Origin of the sequence: Novosphingobium sediminicola (assembly GCF_014196525.1) — a bacterium.
Lineage (GTDB): Bacteria > Pseudomonadota > Alphaproteobacteria > Sphingomonadales > Sphingomonadaceae > Novosphingobium > Novosphingobium sediminicola.
Genome location: NZ_JACIDX010000011.1, coordinates 153,488 through 171,068 on the forward strand (window position 1 = coordinate 153,488; position 17,581 = coordinate 171,068).

16 protein-coding genes are annotated in these 17,581 nt (G+C 64.7%); 8 read left to right on the forward strand and 8 right to left on the reverse strand.

All coding sequences use genetic code 11. The annotated features are described in order from the left end of the window. The first annotated feature begins 31 nt into the window (after positions 1 to 31). Positions 32 to 1,183 (forward strand): acyl-CoA dehydrogenase family protein, encoded by a 1,152-nt coding sequence (locus GGR38_RS15035; protein WP_183626956.1) that lies wholly within the window; start codon positions 32 to 34, stop codon positions 1,181 to 1,183. A 20-nt stretch (positions 1,184 to 1,203) separates the two neighbouring features. Beyond that, positions 1,204 to 2,412, forward strand: a complete 1,209-nt coding sequence (locus tag GGR38_RS15040; RefSeq protein ID WP_183626958.1) for an acetyl-CoA C-acetyltransferase — start codon at positions 1,204 to 1,206, stop codon at positions 2,410 to 2,412. A 51-nt stretch (positions 2,413 to 2,463) separates the two neighbouring features. Here GGR38_RS15040 and GGR38_RS15045 read toward each other — a convergent pair whose 3' ends face one another. After that, the gene (locus tag GGR38_RS15045; RefSeq protein ID WP_183626960.1) at positions 2,464 to 3,330 is read right to left on the reverse strand and encodes a DMT family transporter; all 867 of its coding nucleotides are present in this window, start codon (positions 3,328 to 3,330) and stop codon (positions 2,464 to 2,466) included. Between the two features lie 254 nt (positions 3,331 to 3,584). On the opposite strand from GGR38_RS15045, the gene GGR38_RS15050 reads away from it, so the two are divergent. From GGR38_RS15050 to GGR38_RS15065, 4 genes are read left to right on the forward strand one after another with little or no spacing between them, the layout of a single operon-like run. Continuing rightward, positions 3,585 to 4,817 carry a CaiB/BaiF CoA transferase family protein gene (locus GGR38_RS15050; protein ID WP_183626962.1) on the forward strand — a complete coding sequence of 411 codons (1,233 nt, stop codon included), beginning with the start codon at positions 3,585 to 3,587 and terminating at the stop codon, positions 4,815 to 4,817. Between the two features lie 11 nt (positions 4,818 to 4,828). Continuing rightward, positions 4,829 to 5,611, forward strand: a complete 783-nt coding sequence (locus GGR38_RS15055; protein ID WP_183626964.1) for an SDR family NAD(P)-dependent oxidoreductase — start codon at positions 4,829 to 4,831, stop codon at positions 5,609 to 5,611. A gap of 13 nt (positions 5,612 to 5,624) precedes the next feature. Beyond that, positions 5,625 to 6,488 carry an enoyl-CoA hydratase gene (locus GGR38_RS15060; protein ID WP_183626967.1) on the forward strand — a complete coding sequence of 288 codons (864 nt, stop codon included), beginning with the start codon at positions 5,625 to 5,627 and terminating at the stop codon, positions 6,486 to 6,488. Beyond that, positions 6,485 to 8,140 (forward strand): acyl-CoA dehydrogenase family protein, encoded by a 1,656-nt coding sequence (locus GGR38_RS15065; protein ID WP_183626969.1) that lies wholly within the window; start codon positions 6,485 to 6,487, stop codon positions 8,138 to 8,140. Before GGR38_RS15060 ends, GGR38_RS15065 begins: the two co-directional genes overlap by 4 nt. A 245-nt stretch (positions 8,141 to 8,385) precedes the next feature. Here GGR38_RS15065 and GGR38_RS15070 read toward each other — a convergent pair whose 3' ends face one another. From GGR38_RS15070 to GGR38_RS15100, 7 genes are all read right to left on the reverse strand, one after another. Beyond that, a complete protein-coding gene (locus GGR38_RS15070) occupies positions 8,386 to 9,558 on the reverse strand; it encodes an acetyl-CoA C-acetyltransferase (RefSeq protein ID WP_183626971.1) in 1,173 nt (390 codons plus the stop codon). A gap of 74 nt (positions 9,559 to 9,632) precedes the next feature. Further along, the gene (cofC, locus tag GGR38_RS15075) at positions 9,633 to 10,259 is read right to left on the reverse strand and encodes a 2-phospho-L-lactate guanylyltransferase (RefSeq protein ID WP_343059117.1); all 627 of its coding nucleotides are present in this window, start codon (positions 10,257 to 10,259) and stop codon (positions 9,633 to 9,635) included. After that, positions 10,222 to 11,151: a 2-phospho-L-lactate transferase gene (cofD, locus tag GGR38_RS15080; protein WP_183626973.1), complete on the reverse strand. Its 930-nt coding sequence runs from the start codon at positions 11,149 to 11,151 to the stop codon at positions 10,222 to 10,224. The genes cofC and cofD overlap by 38 nt, the downstream gene beginning before the upstream one ends. Further along, positions 11,148 to 11,915, reverse strand: coding sequence for a coenzyme F420-0:L-glutamate ligase (gene cofE, locus GGR38_RS15085; RefSeq protein WP_183626975.1), 768 nt, complete (start codon positions 11,913 to 11,915; stop codon positions 11,148 to 11,150). Before cofE ends, cofD begins: the two co-directional genes overlap by 4 nt. A gap of 6 nt (positions 11,916 to 11,921) precedes the next feature. Further along, positions 11,922 to 12,581, reverse strand: a complete 660-nt coding sequence (gene npdG, locus GGR38_RS15090; protein ID WP_183626977.1) for an NADPH-dependent F420 reductase — start codon at positions 12,579 to 12,581, stop codon at positions 11,922 to 11,924. Beyond that, positions 12,571 to 14,922, reverse strand: a complete 2,352-nt coding sequence (gene cofH, locus GGR38_RS15095; protein WP_183627037.1) for a 5-amino-6-(D-ribitylamino)uracil--L-tyrosine 4-hydroxyphenyl transferase CofH — start codon at positions 14,920 to 14,922, stop codon at positions 12,571 to 12,573. Before cofH ends, npdG begins: the two co-directional genes overlap by 11 nt. A gap of 56 nt (positions 14,923 to 14,978) precedes the next feature. Next, a complete protein-coding gene (locus tag GGR38_RS15100) occupies positions 14,979 to 15,695 on the reverse strand; it encodes a TetR/AcrR family transcriptional regulator (protein ID WP_183626979.1) in 717 nt (238 codons plus the stop codon). Positions 15,696 to 15,790: 95 nt separating this feature from the next. On the opposite strand from GGR38_RS15100, the gene GGR38_RS15105 reads away from it, so the two are divergent. Both GGR38_RS15105 and GGR38_RS15110 read left to right on the forward strand, forming a co-directional pair. After that, entirely contained in the window at positions 15,791 to 16,813 is a 1,023-nt protein-coding gene (locus tag GGR38_RS15105) for a phosphotransferase family protein (RefSeq protein ID WP_183626981.1), read from the forward strand. Between the two features lie 14 nt (positions 16,814 to 16,827). Beyond that, on the forward strand, positions 16,828 to 17,562 hold the full coding sequence (locus tag GGR38_RS15110) for an SDR family NAD(P)-dependent oxidoreductase (protein ID WP_183626983.1): 735 nt from the start codon (positions 16,828 to 16,830) through the stop codon (positions 17,560 to 17,562). Positions 17,563 to 17,581 lie beyond the last annotated feature (19 nt).

Here is a 17,581-nt window from a genome sequence, read left to right on the forward strand (position 1 = left end):
CTTCCCTTTCAACCCATGAGGAGTTTCACCCGTGGACGCAGAAACCTTTGAAATGCTGCGCGACACCGTCCGCCGCTTTGTCGACGAACGGCTGATCCCGGCCGAAGACACGGTGGAAGAGGCCGATGCCGTTCCCGCCGAAATCATCGACCAGATGCGCGAAATGGGCCTTTTCGGCATTTCCGTGCCCGAGGAGTTCGGCGGCCTTGGTTGCACCATGGCCGAGGAAGCGGGCCTCATCCGCGAGCTGACCCGCGCCTCGATCGTGTTTCGCAGCGTGATCGGCACGACCGTGGGCATCGGCAGCCAGGGCATCGTGATGGACGGCACGCCCGAGCAAAAGGCGCAATGGCTGCCCAAATTCGCCACCGGCGAGGCGATGGCCAGCTTTGGCCTGACCGAGCCGGAGGCCGGATCGGATGCCGCCTCCTTGCGCACCATCGCCATCCGCGAGGGCGACAATTATCGCATCAACGGCACCAAGCGCTATATCACCAACGCCCCGCGCGCCTCGGTTTTCACCCTGATGGCGCGCACCGACCCGGACAATAAGGGCGCGGGCGGCATTTCAGCCTTCATCCTGCCTGCCAACACGCCGGGCCTTTCGCTGGGCAAGCCTGACAAGAAGATGGGCCAGAAGGGCGCGGTCACCACCGATGTCATCCTTGAAGATGTGATCGTGCCCGCCAGCGCCATCATCGGCGGCGTACCCGGCATGGGCTTTAAAACCGCGATGAAGGTGCTGGACCGGGGCCGCATCCATATTGCGGCGGTGGCGCTGGGCATGTGTGATCGGCTGATCGGCATGGCCTTGCAATATGCGATGGAGCGCAAGCAATTTGGCCAACGCATCGCCAATTTCCAGCTCATGCAGGCGCTGCTGGCCGATATGAAGGTCGATATGCTGACCACCGAGGCGCTGATGAACTCGGTCGCGGCGCGGTTCGATGCGGGCGAGAAGGTCAGCCTTGAATGCTCCGCTCTCAAGTATCACGCCAGCGAAGCGGTGGGCCGGGTGGCCGACCGCGCAGTGCAGATCTTTGGCGGCGCGGGCTATATGGCCGAGTACAAGGTCGAACGCTTTTACCGCGATGTGCGCCTGCTGCGCATTTACGAAGGCACCAGCCAGATCCAGCAAACCATCATTGCCAAAGCGATGATCCGTCAGGCCGAGCAGGCCTGAGCGGGAGGGAGAGAAATACCATGCGCAGAGCCGCGATTGTCGCCCCCATCCGCACCGCCGTTGGCAAATATGGCGGGTCGTTGAAATCCATCTCGGCGGGCGATCTGGGCGCCATTGTCATCAAGGCGTTGATGGAGCGCACCAAACTCGATCCCGAACGCATCGACGATGTGGTCTTTTCCCAAGGCTACGGCAATGGCGAGGCACCCTGTATCGGGCGCTGGTCGGCGCTGGCGGCGGGATTGCCGGAAAGCATTCCGGGGGTACAACTGGATCGCCGCTGCGGTTCTGGCCTTCAGGCCGTGATTGACGCGGCCATGCGCATCCAGACGGGCGCGGCCGATGTGGTGATCGCGGGCGGCGTGGAAAGCATGTCCAACGTCGAATATTACTCGATGGACCACCGCTGGGGCGCGCGTTCGGGCTCGACCACCATGCATGACCGCCTGACGCGCGGGCGCGTGATGTCGCAGCCGATTGCCCGCTATGGCGTGATTTCCGGCATGATCGAGACGGCTAACAATCTGGCCCGCGATTATGGCATCACCCGTCAGGAATGCGACGCCTATGCCGCGCTCAGCCACCAGCGCGCCACGGCCGCGTGGGCGGCGGGCAAGTTCGACGATGAGCTGGTGCCCGTGGCCGTGCCGCAGCGCCGGGGCGATCCCGTCATATTTGCCCGCGACGAAGGCATCCGCGAGGACGCCACGGCGGAATCGCTCGCCAAACTGCCGCTGATCGAAAGGGACGGCGTGGTCACGGCGGGCAATGCCAGCCAGCAGAACGATGCGGGCGCGGCCTGTCTGGTCGTGGCCGAGGACAAGCTGGAGGAACTGGGGCTGGAACCCATCGGTTATTTCCATAGCTGGGCGGCGGCAGGCTGCGATCCTTCGCGCATGGGCATCGGGCCGGTGCCGGCGGTGGAGAAACTGTTTGCCCGCAATGGCATGGGCTGGGACGACATTGATCTGGTCGAGCTGAACGAGGCCTTTGCCCCGCAGGTTCTGGCCTGCCTCAAAGGCTGGGGCTGGAGCGCGGATGACAGCCGCAACGAGATGCTCAACGTCAACGGTTCGGGCATTTCGCTGGGCCACCCCATCGGCGCGACGGGGGGCCGCATTCTGGCCAATCTGATGCGCGAACTGCATCGGCGCAATGGCCGCTATGGCATCGAAACCATGTGCATCGGCGGCGGTCAGGGTCTTGCCGCCATCTTCGAGCGCGCCTGAACAACGCGCTATTGAAGACCGGCCATCACGCTCTCCCCGTGATGGCCGGTTTCATTTAACCTTGGCGATGATCGCCACACCCACCAGCGTAATCCCCCCGCCCAGCGCCATCATCGCCGTGATCGGCGAATGGAAATAGAGCGCGGAAAAACAGGTCGCCAGCACCGGCGCGGCCAGCATCAACGGCATCACCGCATTGATCGGATGGCGTTGCAGCAGCCATGCCAGCGCCCCCTGCCCCAGCACGGTCGAACCAAGGCTGGTAAAGGCGAACCAACCCAGCGCCGGGGCGGGCATGGCGAAAAGGCGGTCGAATTTATCCGCCTCAAACATCGCGGCAAAGGGCGCCAGCATGACCAGCCCCATCAGCCCGTTCCACGCCTGAATGGTCATCACCCCGATCCCGCCCAGCCGCCGCTGGATCAAGGCCGCGCCGCCCCAGACCATCGCCGCCCCCGCCATCACCAGCACGGCGGGCAATTCCCCGGCAATGCGCGGATCAAAGCCCAGCACCAGCACGCCGATAATCGCCAGCGCCACGCCAACCCCGCGCGCGGGCGAGAGCCGTTCCTTGAGCACAATCGCGCCCAGCAGGAGCGAGAAAGGCACGCTGAGTTGCCCCACAATCGCCAGAGCCCCGACATTGGTGGCCAGATGCAGCGCAAGGTTCATCAGCAGCAAGAACAGCCCGCCGTTGAGCACCCCATAGGCCGCGATGACCCGCACCCGCCCGCGCGGAAGCCGAAACCACGGCGCGCAGACCAGCGCCACCACACCCATGCGCGCCGCAATCGACCACAGCGGCGAGGTGGCATCGACCACCACCTTCATCGCGATCACATTGGCCGCAAACAGCACATTGACCAGCAGCGCCACCGCCAATCCCGATGCGCCCATATGCGGGTGCTGCTGTTCCATGATCCCATCCCTTTATGATATTTGCACAAGAGTACAGGAATCTTGCCCATAAGGAAGGCGGAATTCCAGCATTTTCATCGCAAATCCTATCGCCCAATCGCCCATCGCGCAAAATCAAAAGTAACCCTTGGTGCAAAATATCTTGCCCTCGCCCGCGCCAGAGTCTATCGCAGGAACAACAAGTCCACAGATCAGAATCAGGACGGGAGAGACAGGCGCGTGCCAACCACAACCAAGTTTTGCGAGAAACCGGCATGAGTGCGCGCGCGCTGGATGGTGTGCGGGTGCTGGACCTGTCGCGCGTGCTGGCCGGGCCGTGGTCGACGCAGATTCTGGCCGATTTCGGCGCCGATGTGATCAAGATCGAATTGCCCGGCAATGGCGACGATACGCGCGCATGGGGACCGCCCAATCTGATCGGCGCGGATGGCGCGCCTGAACTGGGCGAGAGCGCCTATTACCTGTGCGCCAATCGCAACAAGCGCTCGGCCGCGATCAATCTGGCGCATCCCGACGGCGCGGCGCTGATCCGCGATCTGGCGGCGCAGGCCGATATTATCGTCGAAAATTTCAAGGTCGGCGGGCTGAAGAAATACGGGCTGGATTATGACAGCCTGAAAGCGATCAACCCGCGCGCGGTCTATTGCTCGATCACCGGCTTTGGCCAGACCGGGCCTTATACGCGGCGCGGCGGCTATGATTTCGTGGCGCAGGGCATGGGCGGCTTCATGTCGATCACCGGCGAGGAAGATGGCGGCCCGCTGCGCGCGGGCGTGGCCATGGCGGACCTTTCCACCGGCATGTACGCCACCGTCTCGATCCTAGCCGCGCTGCGCCATGCCGAACGCACCGGCGAGGGACAGCAGATCGACATTTCCCTGCTCGACACGCAAATCGCCATGCTGGCCAATCAGGGTTCGAACTGGCTGGTGGGCGGGGTCGTGCCGGGGCGGCTCGGCAATCGCCATCCCACGGTTGTGCCTTACAAGACCTTTGAAGTGGCCGATGGCATCATGATTATCGCGGTGGGCAATGACCGACAGTTCCGCGCGCTCTGCGTCGAAATGGACGCGGCGCATCTGGCCGATGATCCGCGTTTTGCCACCAGCCGCGCGCGCCTGATCAACCGTGACGAGATCGAGGCCATCGTGCAGGATCTGGTCCGGCCCCACACGCGCAATAGCCTGATCGACCGGTTCGAGGCCTGCGGCGTGCCCTCCGGCCCGGTCAACACGATCAAGGACGTGTTCGAAGACCCCTTTATCGAGGCGCGCGGCACCGTCCACCGCTTCACGCGCGAGGATGGGGTGGAAATCCCCACCGTCGCCTATCCGGGCAAGCTGTCGGCCACGCCCGCCGATTACCGCCGCCAGCCTCCCCGTGTGGGCGAGCATACCAACGAGATCCTGCGGGACTGGCTGCCTATGACGGACGAGGCGCTCGATGCGCTGTCCGCCGATGGCGTCATTGCCCAGCGCAAGGCTTGAGGAGAGAATTGATGCAACTCGACACCAGCGTTTCGGCCATTGTCACCGGCGGCGCGTCAGGCCTTGGCGAGGCCACGGCGCGCGCTCTGGCGGCCAAGGGGATCAAGGTCGCCCTGTTCGATTTCAACGAGGAGACCGGCAATCGCGTCGCCTCCGAAATCGGCGGCATTTTCTGCAAGGTGGACGTGACCGACGAGACCAGCGTGGACGCAGGCTTTGCGCAGGCGCGCGCGGCCCATGGGCAGGAGCGCATCCTTGTGAACTGCGCTGGCACCGGCAATGTCATCAAGACCGCATCGCGCGACAGGGCGACCGGCGAAACCAAAGCCTTCCCCACCGACCAGTTCGAGCGGATCATCCAGATCAACCTGATCGGCACGTTCCGCTGCTGCGCCAAATCGGCGCGAGGGATGCTGGATCTCTCGCCGCTGGAGGATGGCGCGCGCGGCGTCATCATCAACACCGGCAGCGTGGCCGCCGAGGATGGCCAGATCGGTCAGGCCGCCTATGCCGCATCCAAGGGCGGCATCGTCAGCCTGACATTGCCCATGGCGCGCGATCTGATGAATGACGGCATCCGGGTGAACTGCATCCTGCCGGGCATTTTCGATACGCCCTTGATGGCGCGCGCGGCCGATGCGGTGAAGGCCTCGCTGGCCGCCAGCGTGCCCTTCCCCAAGCGTTTTGGCCGTCCGCCCGAATTTGCCGCCATGGCGCTGGCTATGATCGAGAACGATTATTGGAACGGCGAGGATGTCCGGCTTGACGGCGGCATCCGCATGGCGCCGCGTTGAGGGGATAGAGCCGATGAGCGAGGAACCCGAATTCGTCACCTATAACGTCACCGATGGCGTGGCATGGGTGATGCTGAACCGCCCGCAATATTCCAATGCGCAGAACTATCGCCTGCTGGGCCAATTGGACAATGCGTTCAAACGCGCGGTCAATGATGATGATGTCAAGGTCATCGTGCTGGGCGGCGAGGGCAAGCATTTTTCCGCTGGCCACGACATTGGCACACCCGAAAAGGACAGCCATATGCCGCGCAACCGCGTGGGGCTTTGGTGGGACCACACCAACAAAGGCGGGGCCGAGCGGCAATATGTGCTGGAGCAGGACGGCTATCTGGGCCTGTGCCGCCGCTGGCAGGAGATCCCCAAGCCGATGATCGCCATGGTGCAGGGCGCCTGTATTGCGGGCGGGCTGATGCTGGCGTGGGTGTGCGATCTGATCATCGCCTCGGAAGATGCGTTTTTTCAGGACCCGGTGTTGCGCATGGCGCAGCCGGGCGTCGAATATTTCGCCCATGCGTTTGAATTGCCGCCCCGCGTGGCGCGCGAATTGCTCTTGCTGGGGCGCCGGATGCCTGCGGCGCGCGCCTATCAGTTCGGCATGGTCAACGAAATCCACCCGCGCGAAACCTTGCGCGAAGAGGTCGCCAAGATCGCCGCCGAACTGGTCGAGCGCGACCGTTTCGGCATGGCGCTGACCAAGCAGGCGTTCAATTTCGTCGAGGACCTGCGCGGCAAGCGTCAGGCGATGGATGGCGTGTTCCACATGCACCATCTGGCCCATGCGCATAATCAGTTGATGACGGGCCACCTTGTCGGCGGGCTGGACTCCAAGGCGATGGCGGCGGCCAACAAGAAGCAGGCGGGGGATAAGGAATGACGCTTATTCTGCCGGGGCTGACCGCCCTGCTGTCCGGGGCAGCGGATGCGGCGGCGGCTTTTGTCGCCCATGCCCAGCCGCAGGTGAAGGCCCGCATCGCCGCCCCCGATGGCAAAGTGGACCGTGTGGCCGCCGATGTAGAGCAGCATATCGTCCATGGCTTTGGCTGGTATGCCTCCTATGCCGAATTGCTGCGCGAGGTGGCGACATGGGCCGCCGCGCTGGAGCAGGATGGGGAATTTACCGAAGTCGAGGCCCTGCTCGCGCAATTGCTGTTTGCCGAATATGGCGCGCAGATGCGCGGCGGCATCGCGATGAATCAGGGCGAGGTGATCCGCCCCGCCGATCTTTGCGATGATGCCGATGCGCTCGACGCCCCCGCCCTGACCCGCCTGATCCGCGAGGGCGGGACGCAGGAGGTGAAAACCGCCATCGCGCGCCATCTGATCGATGCTCGCGGGCGGGTGACGCTGGAAAATTGCGGGCTGGATGAAACGCTCACCCTGATCCGCGATCAGTTCTTTGCCCTGTCGAATGACAAGGTCGCGCCCCATGCCCACGAATGGCATCTAAAGGACGAATTGATCCCCATCGAACTGGTCGACGAACTGGGCGAGATGGGCGTGTTCGCCATGACCATCCCGGAGGAATTCGGCGGGCTGGGCATGGGCAAGACCGCTATGTGCGTGGTGTCCGAGGAATTGTCGCGCGGGTGGATCGGGGTCGGCTCGCTGGCCACGCGGTCCGAAATCGCGGCCGAACTGATACTGACCGGCGGCACGCTGGAGCAAAAGCAGCACTGGCTGCCCCAGATCGCCAGCGCCGCGATCCTGCCCACCGCCGTGTTTACCGAGCCTGATACGGGATCCGACCTTGGATCCTTGCGCACCCGCGCCACGCGAACGGGCGAGGAATACAGCATCAGTGGCAACAAGACATGGATCACCCATGCCGCCCGCGCCGATGTGATGACGCTGCTGGTGCGCACCAACCCGGAAACCCGCAACCACAGCGGTCTGTCCATGCTGATCGCGCCCAAAATGCGCGGCGACGAGGCCAACCCCTTCCCCAGCCCCGGCATGAGCGGGGGCGAGATCGGCGTGATCGGCTATCGGGGCATGAAGGAATACGAAATCGGCTTTGACGATTTCCGCGTTCCCGCCGCCAACCTGTTGGGCGGGGTCGAGGGGCAAGGCTTCAAGCAATTGATGGCCACCTTTGAAAGCGCGCGCATCCAGACCGCCGCCCGCGCCATCGGCGTAGCGCAGGCCTCGCTCGACGTGGGCCTCGCCTATGCGATAGATCGCAAGCAATTTGGGCGGGCCATCATTGAGTTCCCCCGCGTGGCCAACAAGCTGGCCATGATGGCGGCGGAAATCATGGGCGCGCGCCAGCTCACCTACTTCGCCGCCCGCCGCAAGGACGAGGGCAAGCGATGCGATCTGGAAGCCGGCATGGCCAAGCTGATCGGCGCCCGCGTGGCATGGGCGGCGGCGGACAATGCCTTGCAGATCCACGGCGGCAATGGGTTTGCGATGGAATATGCCGTCAGCCGCCTGCTGGCTGATGCTCGGATTCTGAACATATTCGAGGGTGCGGGCGAGATTCAGGCGCAGGTGATTGCGCGGCGGTTGCTGGATGGAGGGAATTAAAAGGGAGTTTTAGGTGCGAGGGTCTAGACCCTCGCGCTCCCGTTACTGTCTGCGTTGCGTGTCGGGTTCGACCTTTTGTGTCGGACGCGATGTTGAAATGATAAAGCCTGCGGCGCATTAAGAGATTACCTTACCGCGCCGCAGGCTTTCATAACTGCCCCCAACATGGCGATCTTGCCACCACCCCATTAATGGGATTGCAAAGGGGCCAAGCCCCTTTGCCCGCCGGAGGCAAACTCCCTTTCTTACAACCTCTCCACAATCGTCACATTGGCCATCCCGCCCGCCTCACACATGGTCTGCAAACCATAACGCCCCCCGGTCGAATGCAGCGCGCTGACCAAAGTCGCCATCAGCTTTGCGCCAGACCCGCCCAAAGGATGCCCCAGCGCGATCGCCCCGCCATGCACATTCATCCGCGCCGCATCGGCACCCAGCGCCTGCGCCCAAGCCAAAGGCACCGGGGCAAAGGCCTCGTTGACTTCATAGAGGTCGATATCGCCGATCCCCATGCCCGCCTTGGCCAGAGCGCGCTGGGTGGCGGGAATGGGCGCTTCCAGCATGATGACGGGATCGTGGCCAAGAACGGTCATCTGATGGATGCGCGCCAAAGGTTTCAGGCCCAAAGCCTTCAGCCCCCGCTCGTTGACCACCAGCACCGCCGCCGCGCCGTCGCAGATCTGGCTGGCATTGGCCGCGCTGATCACCCCGCCCTCGGTCAGCAATTTGACGCTGCTGATCTTTTCGAGGCTGGCGTCGGCGCGGATGCCTTCGTCGGTCTTGTGGATCACCGCCTCGCCCTCAGGCGTGACCACCTCCAGCGGGATGATTTCGGCGTCGAACTTGCCCGCTGCCGTAGCGGCGGCGGCGCGGCGGTGGCTTTCCAGCGCATAGGCGTCCAGCACATCGCGCGTCAGGCCATATTTCTTCGCCAGCATCTCGGCCCCGCCAAACTGGCTGAAGGGCGTGTCGGGATAGCGCGCCTCGATGCCGGGGCTGCGATAGGTGCCGAACCCATGCTTGGCCGCCAGCGTCCAGGGCAGGCCCATCGGCACGCGGGTCATGCTCTCGACGCCTGCCGCGATCACCACATCCATCACGCCCGCCATCACCGTGGCGGCGGCAAAGTGGACGGCCTGCTGGCTCGATCCGCATTGGCGGTCGACATGGGTGCCGGACACCGATTCGGGCAATCCGCCCGCCAGCACGGCGTTGCGAGCGATATTGGCGCCCTGCTCGCCGCCGGGACAGGCACAGCCCATGATGACATCCTCGACCAGCGCGGGATCAATCCCCGCCCGGTCGATCAATCCGGCCAGCACCCGCCCGGCCAGATCCGCCGGATGCACCCCGGCCAGCCGCCCGCCGCGCTTGCCCCCGGCCGAACGCGCCACGGCCACGATATAGGCTTCCGCCATGCCTCATCCCTTCTTTATGAATCTATACTGTAATGCAAAATTATAGGCATCCCCGGCCCTTCGGCACAAGCCAATTATGCCCTTGAGAGCAAAATAGGCAGATCCTCCGGCACATCCAGATCACGCGCCAGCCCCTCGCGCCGGATCACCCGGCAACCCAGCCCGGCGCGCGCAGCCTCGCGCTCATGCGCGGCGCGGCTGCCCGGCCCAAAACGCAGGGCGAGGATCGCGGGATGGGCCAGATAGAGCGCATTCGTCCCCTGCCCCGCCGTGTCCGCGGCGATCATCACCGAGACCCCCATGGGCGGGGCCAGCATCGCCCGCAAATCCTGCGCGTTCAGCAACGGCAAATCGGAACTGACGATCAGCACCGGCGCGCGGGCCATCCGGTCCAGCTTCAGCAAGGCCTGCGCCAGCGCCGGATTATGCCCCGCGCATGTCTCACGCAGCGCCATCGCGCCCGCCGCGCGCGCCTGTGCCAATGCATCCTCATCGCGGCTGACCACCAGCACATCGGCAACCTGCTTGGCCTGCGCCAAAACATGAGCAAACAACCGCCGCGCCAAATCCTCGCGCGCGGCCTCATCCATCACGCCCGCCAGCCGCGACTTACCCTGCGCGAAAGGCTTTACCGGGATCAGGATGACCGGCCGCGCCATCGCCTCAATCCGCCAGCTTGCGGGCAAAGCCCAGTACTTCACGCGCCAGCCTTGCCTGATCCGCCGGGTCGCGCATCAACGTGTCGGTGGCGCAGACCAACACACCATCCAGCGCCCCGGCATCCGCGCGATCCACCATCAACCCATCGATCAGCCCGGCATATTGATCCGCGACCGCGCCGGGCGTCGTCCCCAATCCCAGTTCGCCCATGATTTTGGCCGCCGGTCCTTTGATCGCCTGTCCGGCAATAAAGGGCGAGAGCGCGACCGCTGGCACCCGGCGCCGCATCAAGGCATCGCGCACCCCCGGCACCGAAAGGATCGGCGCAATCGAAAGGATCGGATTGGACGGGCAAAAGACAATCGCCTCCAGCCCCGGATCGCCCAGCGCGGCGGCAAAGCCCGCCGCCATCTGCGCCCGCTCGGCCCCGTCGAACCGGATCGCGCGGAACACAGGCGCGCATTGCCGCCGCACGAAATAGTCCTGAAACGCCAGATCGCCCTCGTCGGTCGAGACAATCGTGCGCACCGGGTCATCGCTCATCGGCACGAGCCTTTGGCCGATGCCCAGCGCCGCCGTCATCCGCGCTACCACCGCCGAAAGGCTTTGCCCCCCACGCAGCGCCTGTGTGCGCAGCACATGCGTGGCCAGATCGCGGTCGCCCAGCGCGAACCATGTCTCGCCGCCCAGCTTGCCCGCCATGTCCATAAAGGCCCATGTCTCGCCCGCCACGCCCCAGCCCTTTTCGCGGTTGTTCATCCCCGCCAGGGCATAGGTGACCGAATCGATGTCGGGGCAGATGGTCAGGCCCATATGTTCGAAATCATCGCCGGTGTTGACTGCGATGGTCAATTCGCCCGCAGGTAAGACCGCAGCCAGCCCCGCCGCCAGTTTGGCACCGCCGACCCCGCCCGCTATTGCCAATATGCTCATGGGAACAGATCCATTTCCAGCGGGCGGATCAGTTCCGCCGCCTTGCCTTCACGCCGACCATAGGCCACCCCGCGCAGCAGCACGATGGGCGCCCCTTCCGCCGCCTGCCCCATGGCAAGCGACGCCGCCGCCGCCACCTCATCGGCAAGGCCCAGCTCGCTGGTGGCCAATTCGCGGCCATAGAGATCGGGCGTGCCGCGCAGGTCGAGCAGACCCGCCATGCCAGCGCAACCAATCGCCACGCCGCATGTGCCATTGCGCCATGCGCGGCCAAAACTGTCGATGATGACCACCGCCACATCGGCCCCGCTGGCCTTGACCAAGGCGTCGCGGATCGCCGCCGCGCTGGCGTCGGGGTCCAGCGGGAGCAGCAGCGCCACAGGCTCCCCGCCGTGATCGACATTGGATTGGTCGATCCCGGCATTGGCCAGCACAAAGCCCAGCCGATGCCGCACGATCAGCACCCCACGCCGCACCCGCATCACCCGGTCGGTTTCCGACAGGATCAGCTCGACCAGCCGCGCATCCTTGTCGCAGCGCGTGGCCAGATCCTGCGCCGCAAACGAGGGACGCACACCCGAAAGCGGCACGGCGCGCCCCTCCGCCTTGGACACGATCTTTTGCGCCAGCACGATAATGTCACCATCGCGCAAGACCAGCCCGCCCGCGCCCAGCGCAGCAAGGATCACCGGCCCCAGATCGTCGCCCGGCGCGATCAGCGGCACGCCGGGCAAGGCATGGATCGAGAGAGTAGGTTCGCCCATGGGATCTTATACGCCCGTAATCCGAATGCCCGCGCCCGGCACCTTATACCGCCGGTTGAGCGCGATCAGCACCGAGGTCAGCCCCTCGGCCACAATCGAATTGCACAGGGGGCCAGCATACCATGCGCGAAGGCCAATTTCCTGCGCCAGCGCCACCACCTCATCGCCCGCCGCGCCATCATCGGCACAGACCAGCACATCGCATTCGATCTCTTCATCCAGCTTGGTCAGGTGATGGGCCGAAATGTTCTGGAAGGCCGAAACCACCCGGACGCCCTCGCCCAGCATCTTCTGCACCGCCTCGACCGCCGAACCGCCCTCGGGAATATGCACCCGGCTGACCTTGGGCGGGACCAGCGGTACGGTCACGTCGATCAGGATCTTGCCCGCAAGGCCTGAGGCCACCTCCTGTACCGTGGATTGCTGCGCGGCATAGGGCACGGCCAGCACGACAATATCGGCCGCCGCGGCGGCATCGACATTGGCCATGCCCACCACATTGTCGTCGCCCAGCGTGGCATTCATCGCCGCTGCGCTTTCGCCCGCGCGCTCGGCGCTGCGCCCGCCGATGATGACGCGGTGGCCCTTGTGCGCCCAGCGCAGCGCCAGCCCGCCGCCTTCCTTGCCCGTGCCGCCCAGAACGGCGATGGTTGCCTTATCCTGCATGTTCAAACCTCTCTGTTTTATCATTGGCCCCTTCGCGCTTTTTGCGCGGCGGGGTCTGGATCATTGGGGTCAGCGCCTCGGCATTCAGCCCGCGCTGGTGAGTTTCCTGTGTCACCGCGCCATAGGCGGTGCTGCGCTGCACCGGCATTCGGCCGATGCTGCGGATCAAGGCTTCCATCGCCTCGGGCGGCATTTCCTGCCCATGGGCGGCGCCCGCCGCGCGGCTGATGCTTTCATTCATCAAGGTCCCGCCCAGATCGTTCGCGCCGGAATTGAGGCAGGCCTTCACCCCCTCCTCGCCCAGTTTCACCCAACTGGTCTGGATCGAATCGATGCGGCCGTTGAAAACCAGCCGCGCCACGGCATGCATCAGGCGCACCTCGCGGAAGGTGGGGCCATGGCGGGCCTGTCCCTTGATCGCCATCGGCGCCTCCATATGGATGAAGGGCAGAGGTACGAATTCGGTAAAGCCCCCGGTACGCTCCTGAAGATCGCGGATGCGGATCAGGTGGCGCGCCCAATGGCGGGGCGTTTCGACATGGCCGAACATGATCGTCGCGGTGGTCTTGAAGCCCACGCGATGCGCCGTCTCGATCACCTCCAACCATTCATCGGTGGTCAGCTTGTCGGGGCAAATGACATCGCGCACCTCATCGTCGAGGATCTCCGCCGCCGTGCCGGGCAGCGTATCGAGGCCAGCTTCTTTCAGCGCGCGTAGATAATTCTCCAGCGAGAGATTCGACGCCTTGGCCCCCTGCGACACCTCCAGTGGGGAAAAGGCATGGATATGCATTTCCGGCACCGCCGCGCGGACCGCCTTGGCCAGATTGATATAGGTCTCGCCGGTGTAATGCGGGTGGATGCCGCCTTGCAGGCAGACCTCGGTGGCCCCGCGCGCCCATGCCTCGGCGGTGCGGCGGATCACCTCGTCCATCGACAGGTCATAGGGCCGCCCGCGCAGAGCCTCGGCCATATCACCCTTGGAAAAGGCGCAGAAGCCGCATTTGAAGGTGCAGATATTGGTGTAATTGATGTTGCGGTTGACGACATAGGTGATCGCCTCACCCTTCTTCTCCCGCCGCAGAGTATCCGCCGCCGCGCAGACATGTTCGAGATCGGCATCGCGCGCGGAGAACAGCGTGACGATGGCCTCCTCGTCCAGAGCATCGCCCGCCAGCGCCGATTGCACCGCATCGGCAATTTCCGGGGAAACCGAAAGCGCCGAGGCCGCCGCCGCCCGTTTCGGCAGCGCCACGCCGGGCGACCACATATCATCGCGCGCGTATCCAAGCGCGTCACTGGCCGCCATAATCGCACGGCGCATCGCGGGCGCCTGCCAATCGGCGCTCAGCCATGCCGGATAGGCGGGCAGGCGCGCGACAAGACTGCGCCCGGCCTGCTCGGTCCCGGCGCGCAGGCGGGTGACTTCGGGCCATGGCGCTTCGGGGTTCACATGGTCGATGGTGACGGGCGAAACCCCGCCCCAATCATTGATCCCCGCCGCGATCAGGCGCGGAAAATCCGCCGCCGACAGGTTGGGAGGGGCCTGAATGTTCATATCCGACCCCAGAATCAGCCGCGCCGCCGCGATGGTCCAGAGCAGATCGTCGAGATCCGGCTCGGGCGCATCGGCCATGGGGGTGCGGGCCTTGGCGCGGAAATTCTGGACAATGACTTCCTGCACATGGCCATGGGCGCGATGGGCGGCGGCAATGGCCTCCAGCGCCTCGATGCGTTCGGCCCGCGTTTCGCCAATGCCGATCAGGATGCCGGTGGTGAAAGGCACGCGCAATTCGCCCGCCTGACGCAGCATGGCCAGCCGCGCCTCCGGCTCTTTGTCAGGCGAGCGGTAATGCGGCCCGCCCTTCGCACACAGACGCGGGCTGAGCGATTCGAGCATCAGCCCCTGCGAGGCGGACACCTCACGCAGGCGCGCCATATCCTCGCGGCTCATCACGCCCGCGTTCACATGGGGCAGCAGGCCGGTTTCATCGCGCACCGCCGCGCACATGGCGATCAGGTAATCAATCGTGCTGGCATAGCCCATCTTGGCCAGCGCCTCACGCGCCGCGCTGTAACGCAGCTCCGGCTTGTCGCCCAGCGTGAACAGGGCCTCGGTGCAACCCGCCGCCGCCCCCGCGCGCGCCACGGCCAGCACATCCTCGCGGCTCATATAGGGCGATTCGCCCGGCTGGGGCGGCTGGGCAAAGGTGCAGTAATGGCACCGGTCGCGGCACAATTGCGTGAGCGGAATGAACACTTTGCGCGACCATGTCTGCACCCGCCCGTGCCCCGCATCGCGCAGGGTGCAGGCCGCCGCCATCATGGCATCAAGCGGCATATCCGCGTTAAAGGCGCCAGTTTTGGTCGCGCTTTCCACTGTCTCTCTCCCGTATTCTATCCGACGGGGCCAAGCGGCCCATGATCGGCAAGCCTTTTCGAATCAGCCATTTGTACGTCACTATCCGGCAAATCGACCGGGGCCGCCAGCATCGCGGTCATCACCTGCGCGAAATGTTCCAGGCCAATGTCGCCCGCCCACATCGCATGGGTCCGCGTGGGATCGGCCAAGGCCCGCGCCCGCGCCGACAGCACCGCGCTGAGCAGCGCGCCCATGAAAACGAAGCGCTGGTTGCGCATCTGGGCGCTCATCACCGGCATCAGGCGGCGCAGATGCGCCAGACACCGGCCATAGGCATGGTTCCATTCCGGCTCGATCGCCTCGATCATAAAATCGCGGTGAGTCATGCCGAACAGCGTGATGAAGCGCACATAATCGTCATCCGACAGCGCCGTGACCGAGCCGATCAGCACATCGACCACATCGCGCAAATGACGCGGGCCACCGTCCGCCTCCATCGCATCGAGCGCCGCGTTGCGCAGCCGGTCCAGCTCCACCGCGCCATCCTTGATGATCGCGCGCACCAGCGTTTCCTTGGACCCGAAATGATAGCCCACGGCGCCGTGATTCTTCTGTCCGGCGGCCGCCGCAATCTCGCGCACGGTCACGCCATCAACCCCGCGTTCGGCAAACAGGCGCAGCGCGATCCGCTGCAATTGCTCAGCGCCGCCTGCGGTGTTTTCCTCTGCCCGTGGTTTTTGAAGTCTGACCATGAGTGCAAAATCTCATTGCCAAGCCCGTCCGTCAAGTGCATTATCCATTTGCATTAGACGATGATGACACATCGCATAAGTTGAGGATGTCTCTTGTGAATTTGGGCGTAAACACCGATTCGCTGGGCGCATGGATGCGTGTTCAAGGGCTGGGCGGCGGCGTGATCGAGGATGTCACCACGCTGGCGGGCGGCACACAGAATATCCTGTTGCGCTTTGCCATGAACGGACGGACCTTCGTGTTTCGCCGCCCCCCTTTGCATCCGCGCGCCAATTCGAACGAGACGATGCGCCGCGAGGCCCGCGTGCTGCGCGCATTGGCGGGCAGCGAGGTGCCGCATCCGGCGCTGATCGCGGCCTGTGATGATGAGGAAGTGCTGGGCTGCGCCTTTTATCTGATGGAGCCGGTCGATGGCTTCAACCCCATCGGCCAATTGCCCGAGCCTCATGCCTCCTCGCCCGAAATGCGGCATGCGATGGGGCTGGCGCTGGTCGATGGCATTGCCGCGCTGGGGCGGGTCAATTACCGCGCCGTGGGGCTTGAAGGTTTCGGGCGGCCAGAAGGCTTCCTTGACCGGCAAGTGTCGCGCTGGCGGGATCAACTGGCCTCCTATTCCGATTTTGCCGCATGGCCCGGTGCCAGCGCGCTGCCCGATGTGGGGGCGGTGGGCGCCTGGCTCGATGCGCATCGCCCCGGCTCTTTCATCGCGGGCATCATGCATGGCGACTATCATCTGGCCAATGTCATGTACCGCCGCGACAGCGCCGATCTGGTCGCGATTGTCGATTGGGAACTGGCCACGATTGGCGACCCGCTGCTCGATCTGGGCTGGGTGCTGGCCACATGGCCCGATGGAGACGGCGCCAGCACGGTGTCGGTCACGCCATGGGACGGCTTCCCCACGCCTGCGGAACTGATCGCGCGCTATCGCGCCGGATCGGCCCGCGATCTGTCGGCCATCGACTGGTATCACGTTCTGGCCTGTTACAAGCTGGGCATCCTGCTTGAGGGCACCTTTGCCCGCGCCTGCGCCGGAAAGGCGCCGCGCGATGTCGGCGACCGGCTGCACGGCCGCGCCATCCACCTGTTCGAGCGCGCCGCGCGCCTCATCCGTTAAAAAGGTATCGCCCGATGAACCCACTCGATTTCACCGGCAAAAACGCGCTGGTCATTGGCGGATCCAGCGGGATCGGCAATGGCATTGCCCGCGCGCTGTTTGACGCGGGCGCCCATGTCCATGTCTGGGGCACGCGCGCCACGGCGGCCAATTATGCGGGCGAGGAAGGGTCGGACCTCTCGGGCCTGTCCTATACTCAGGTCGATGTCAGCGATCCTGCCGCGATTGCCGCCGCCCCCGCGCCCTTTGAAACCATCGACATCCTGATCCATTCGCAGGGCGCCGTTCTCTACCGCCGTCAGGAATTCACCCCCGAAGGCTGGGACAAGGTGATGGCGGTCAATCTGGGCAGCGTGATGCATATTTCGCAGCGCTTTCACGCCGAACTGGCCGCCGCAAAGGGCAGCGTCATCGTCGTCAGCTCGATCGGCGCCTTTCGCGCGACGATGGGCAACCCGGCCTATGCCGCGTCCAAGGCGGGCGCGGTCAATCTGGTGCGCACGCTGGCCCAAGCCTGGGCGGGCGACGGCATTCGCGTCAACGGCATCGCGCCCAGTCTGGTCGATACCAAGATGACCAAGGTGACGATGGACAATGACGAGCGCCGCGAGCGAGCCTTGGCGAAAATCCCCCTGCGCCGCTTCGGCACGGTCGAGGAAATGGCGGGTGTCGCCCTGTTCCTCGCCTCGCCGCTGGCGGGCTACATCTGCGGGCAAACCATCATCGTCGATGGCGGCCTCACTCTGTAAATCCTCATTTCGCAAAGGG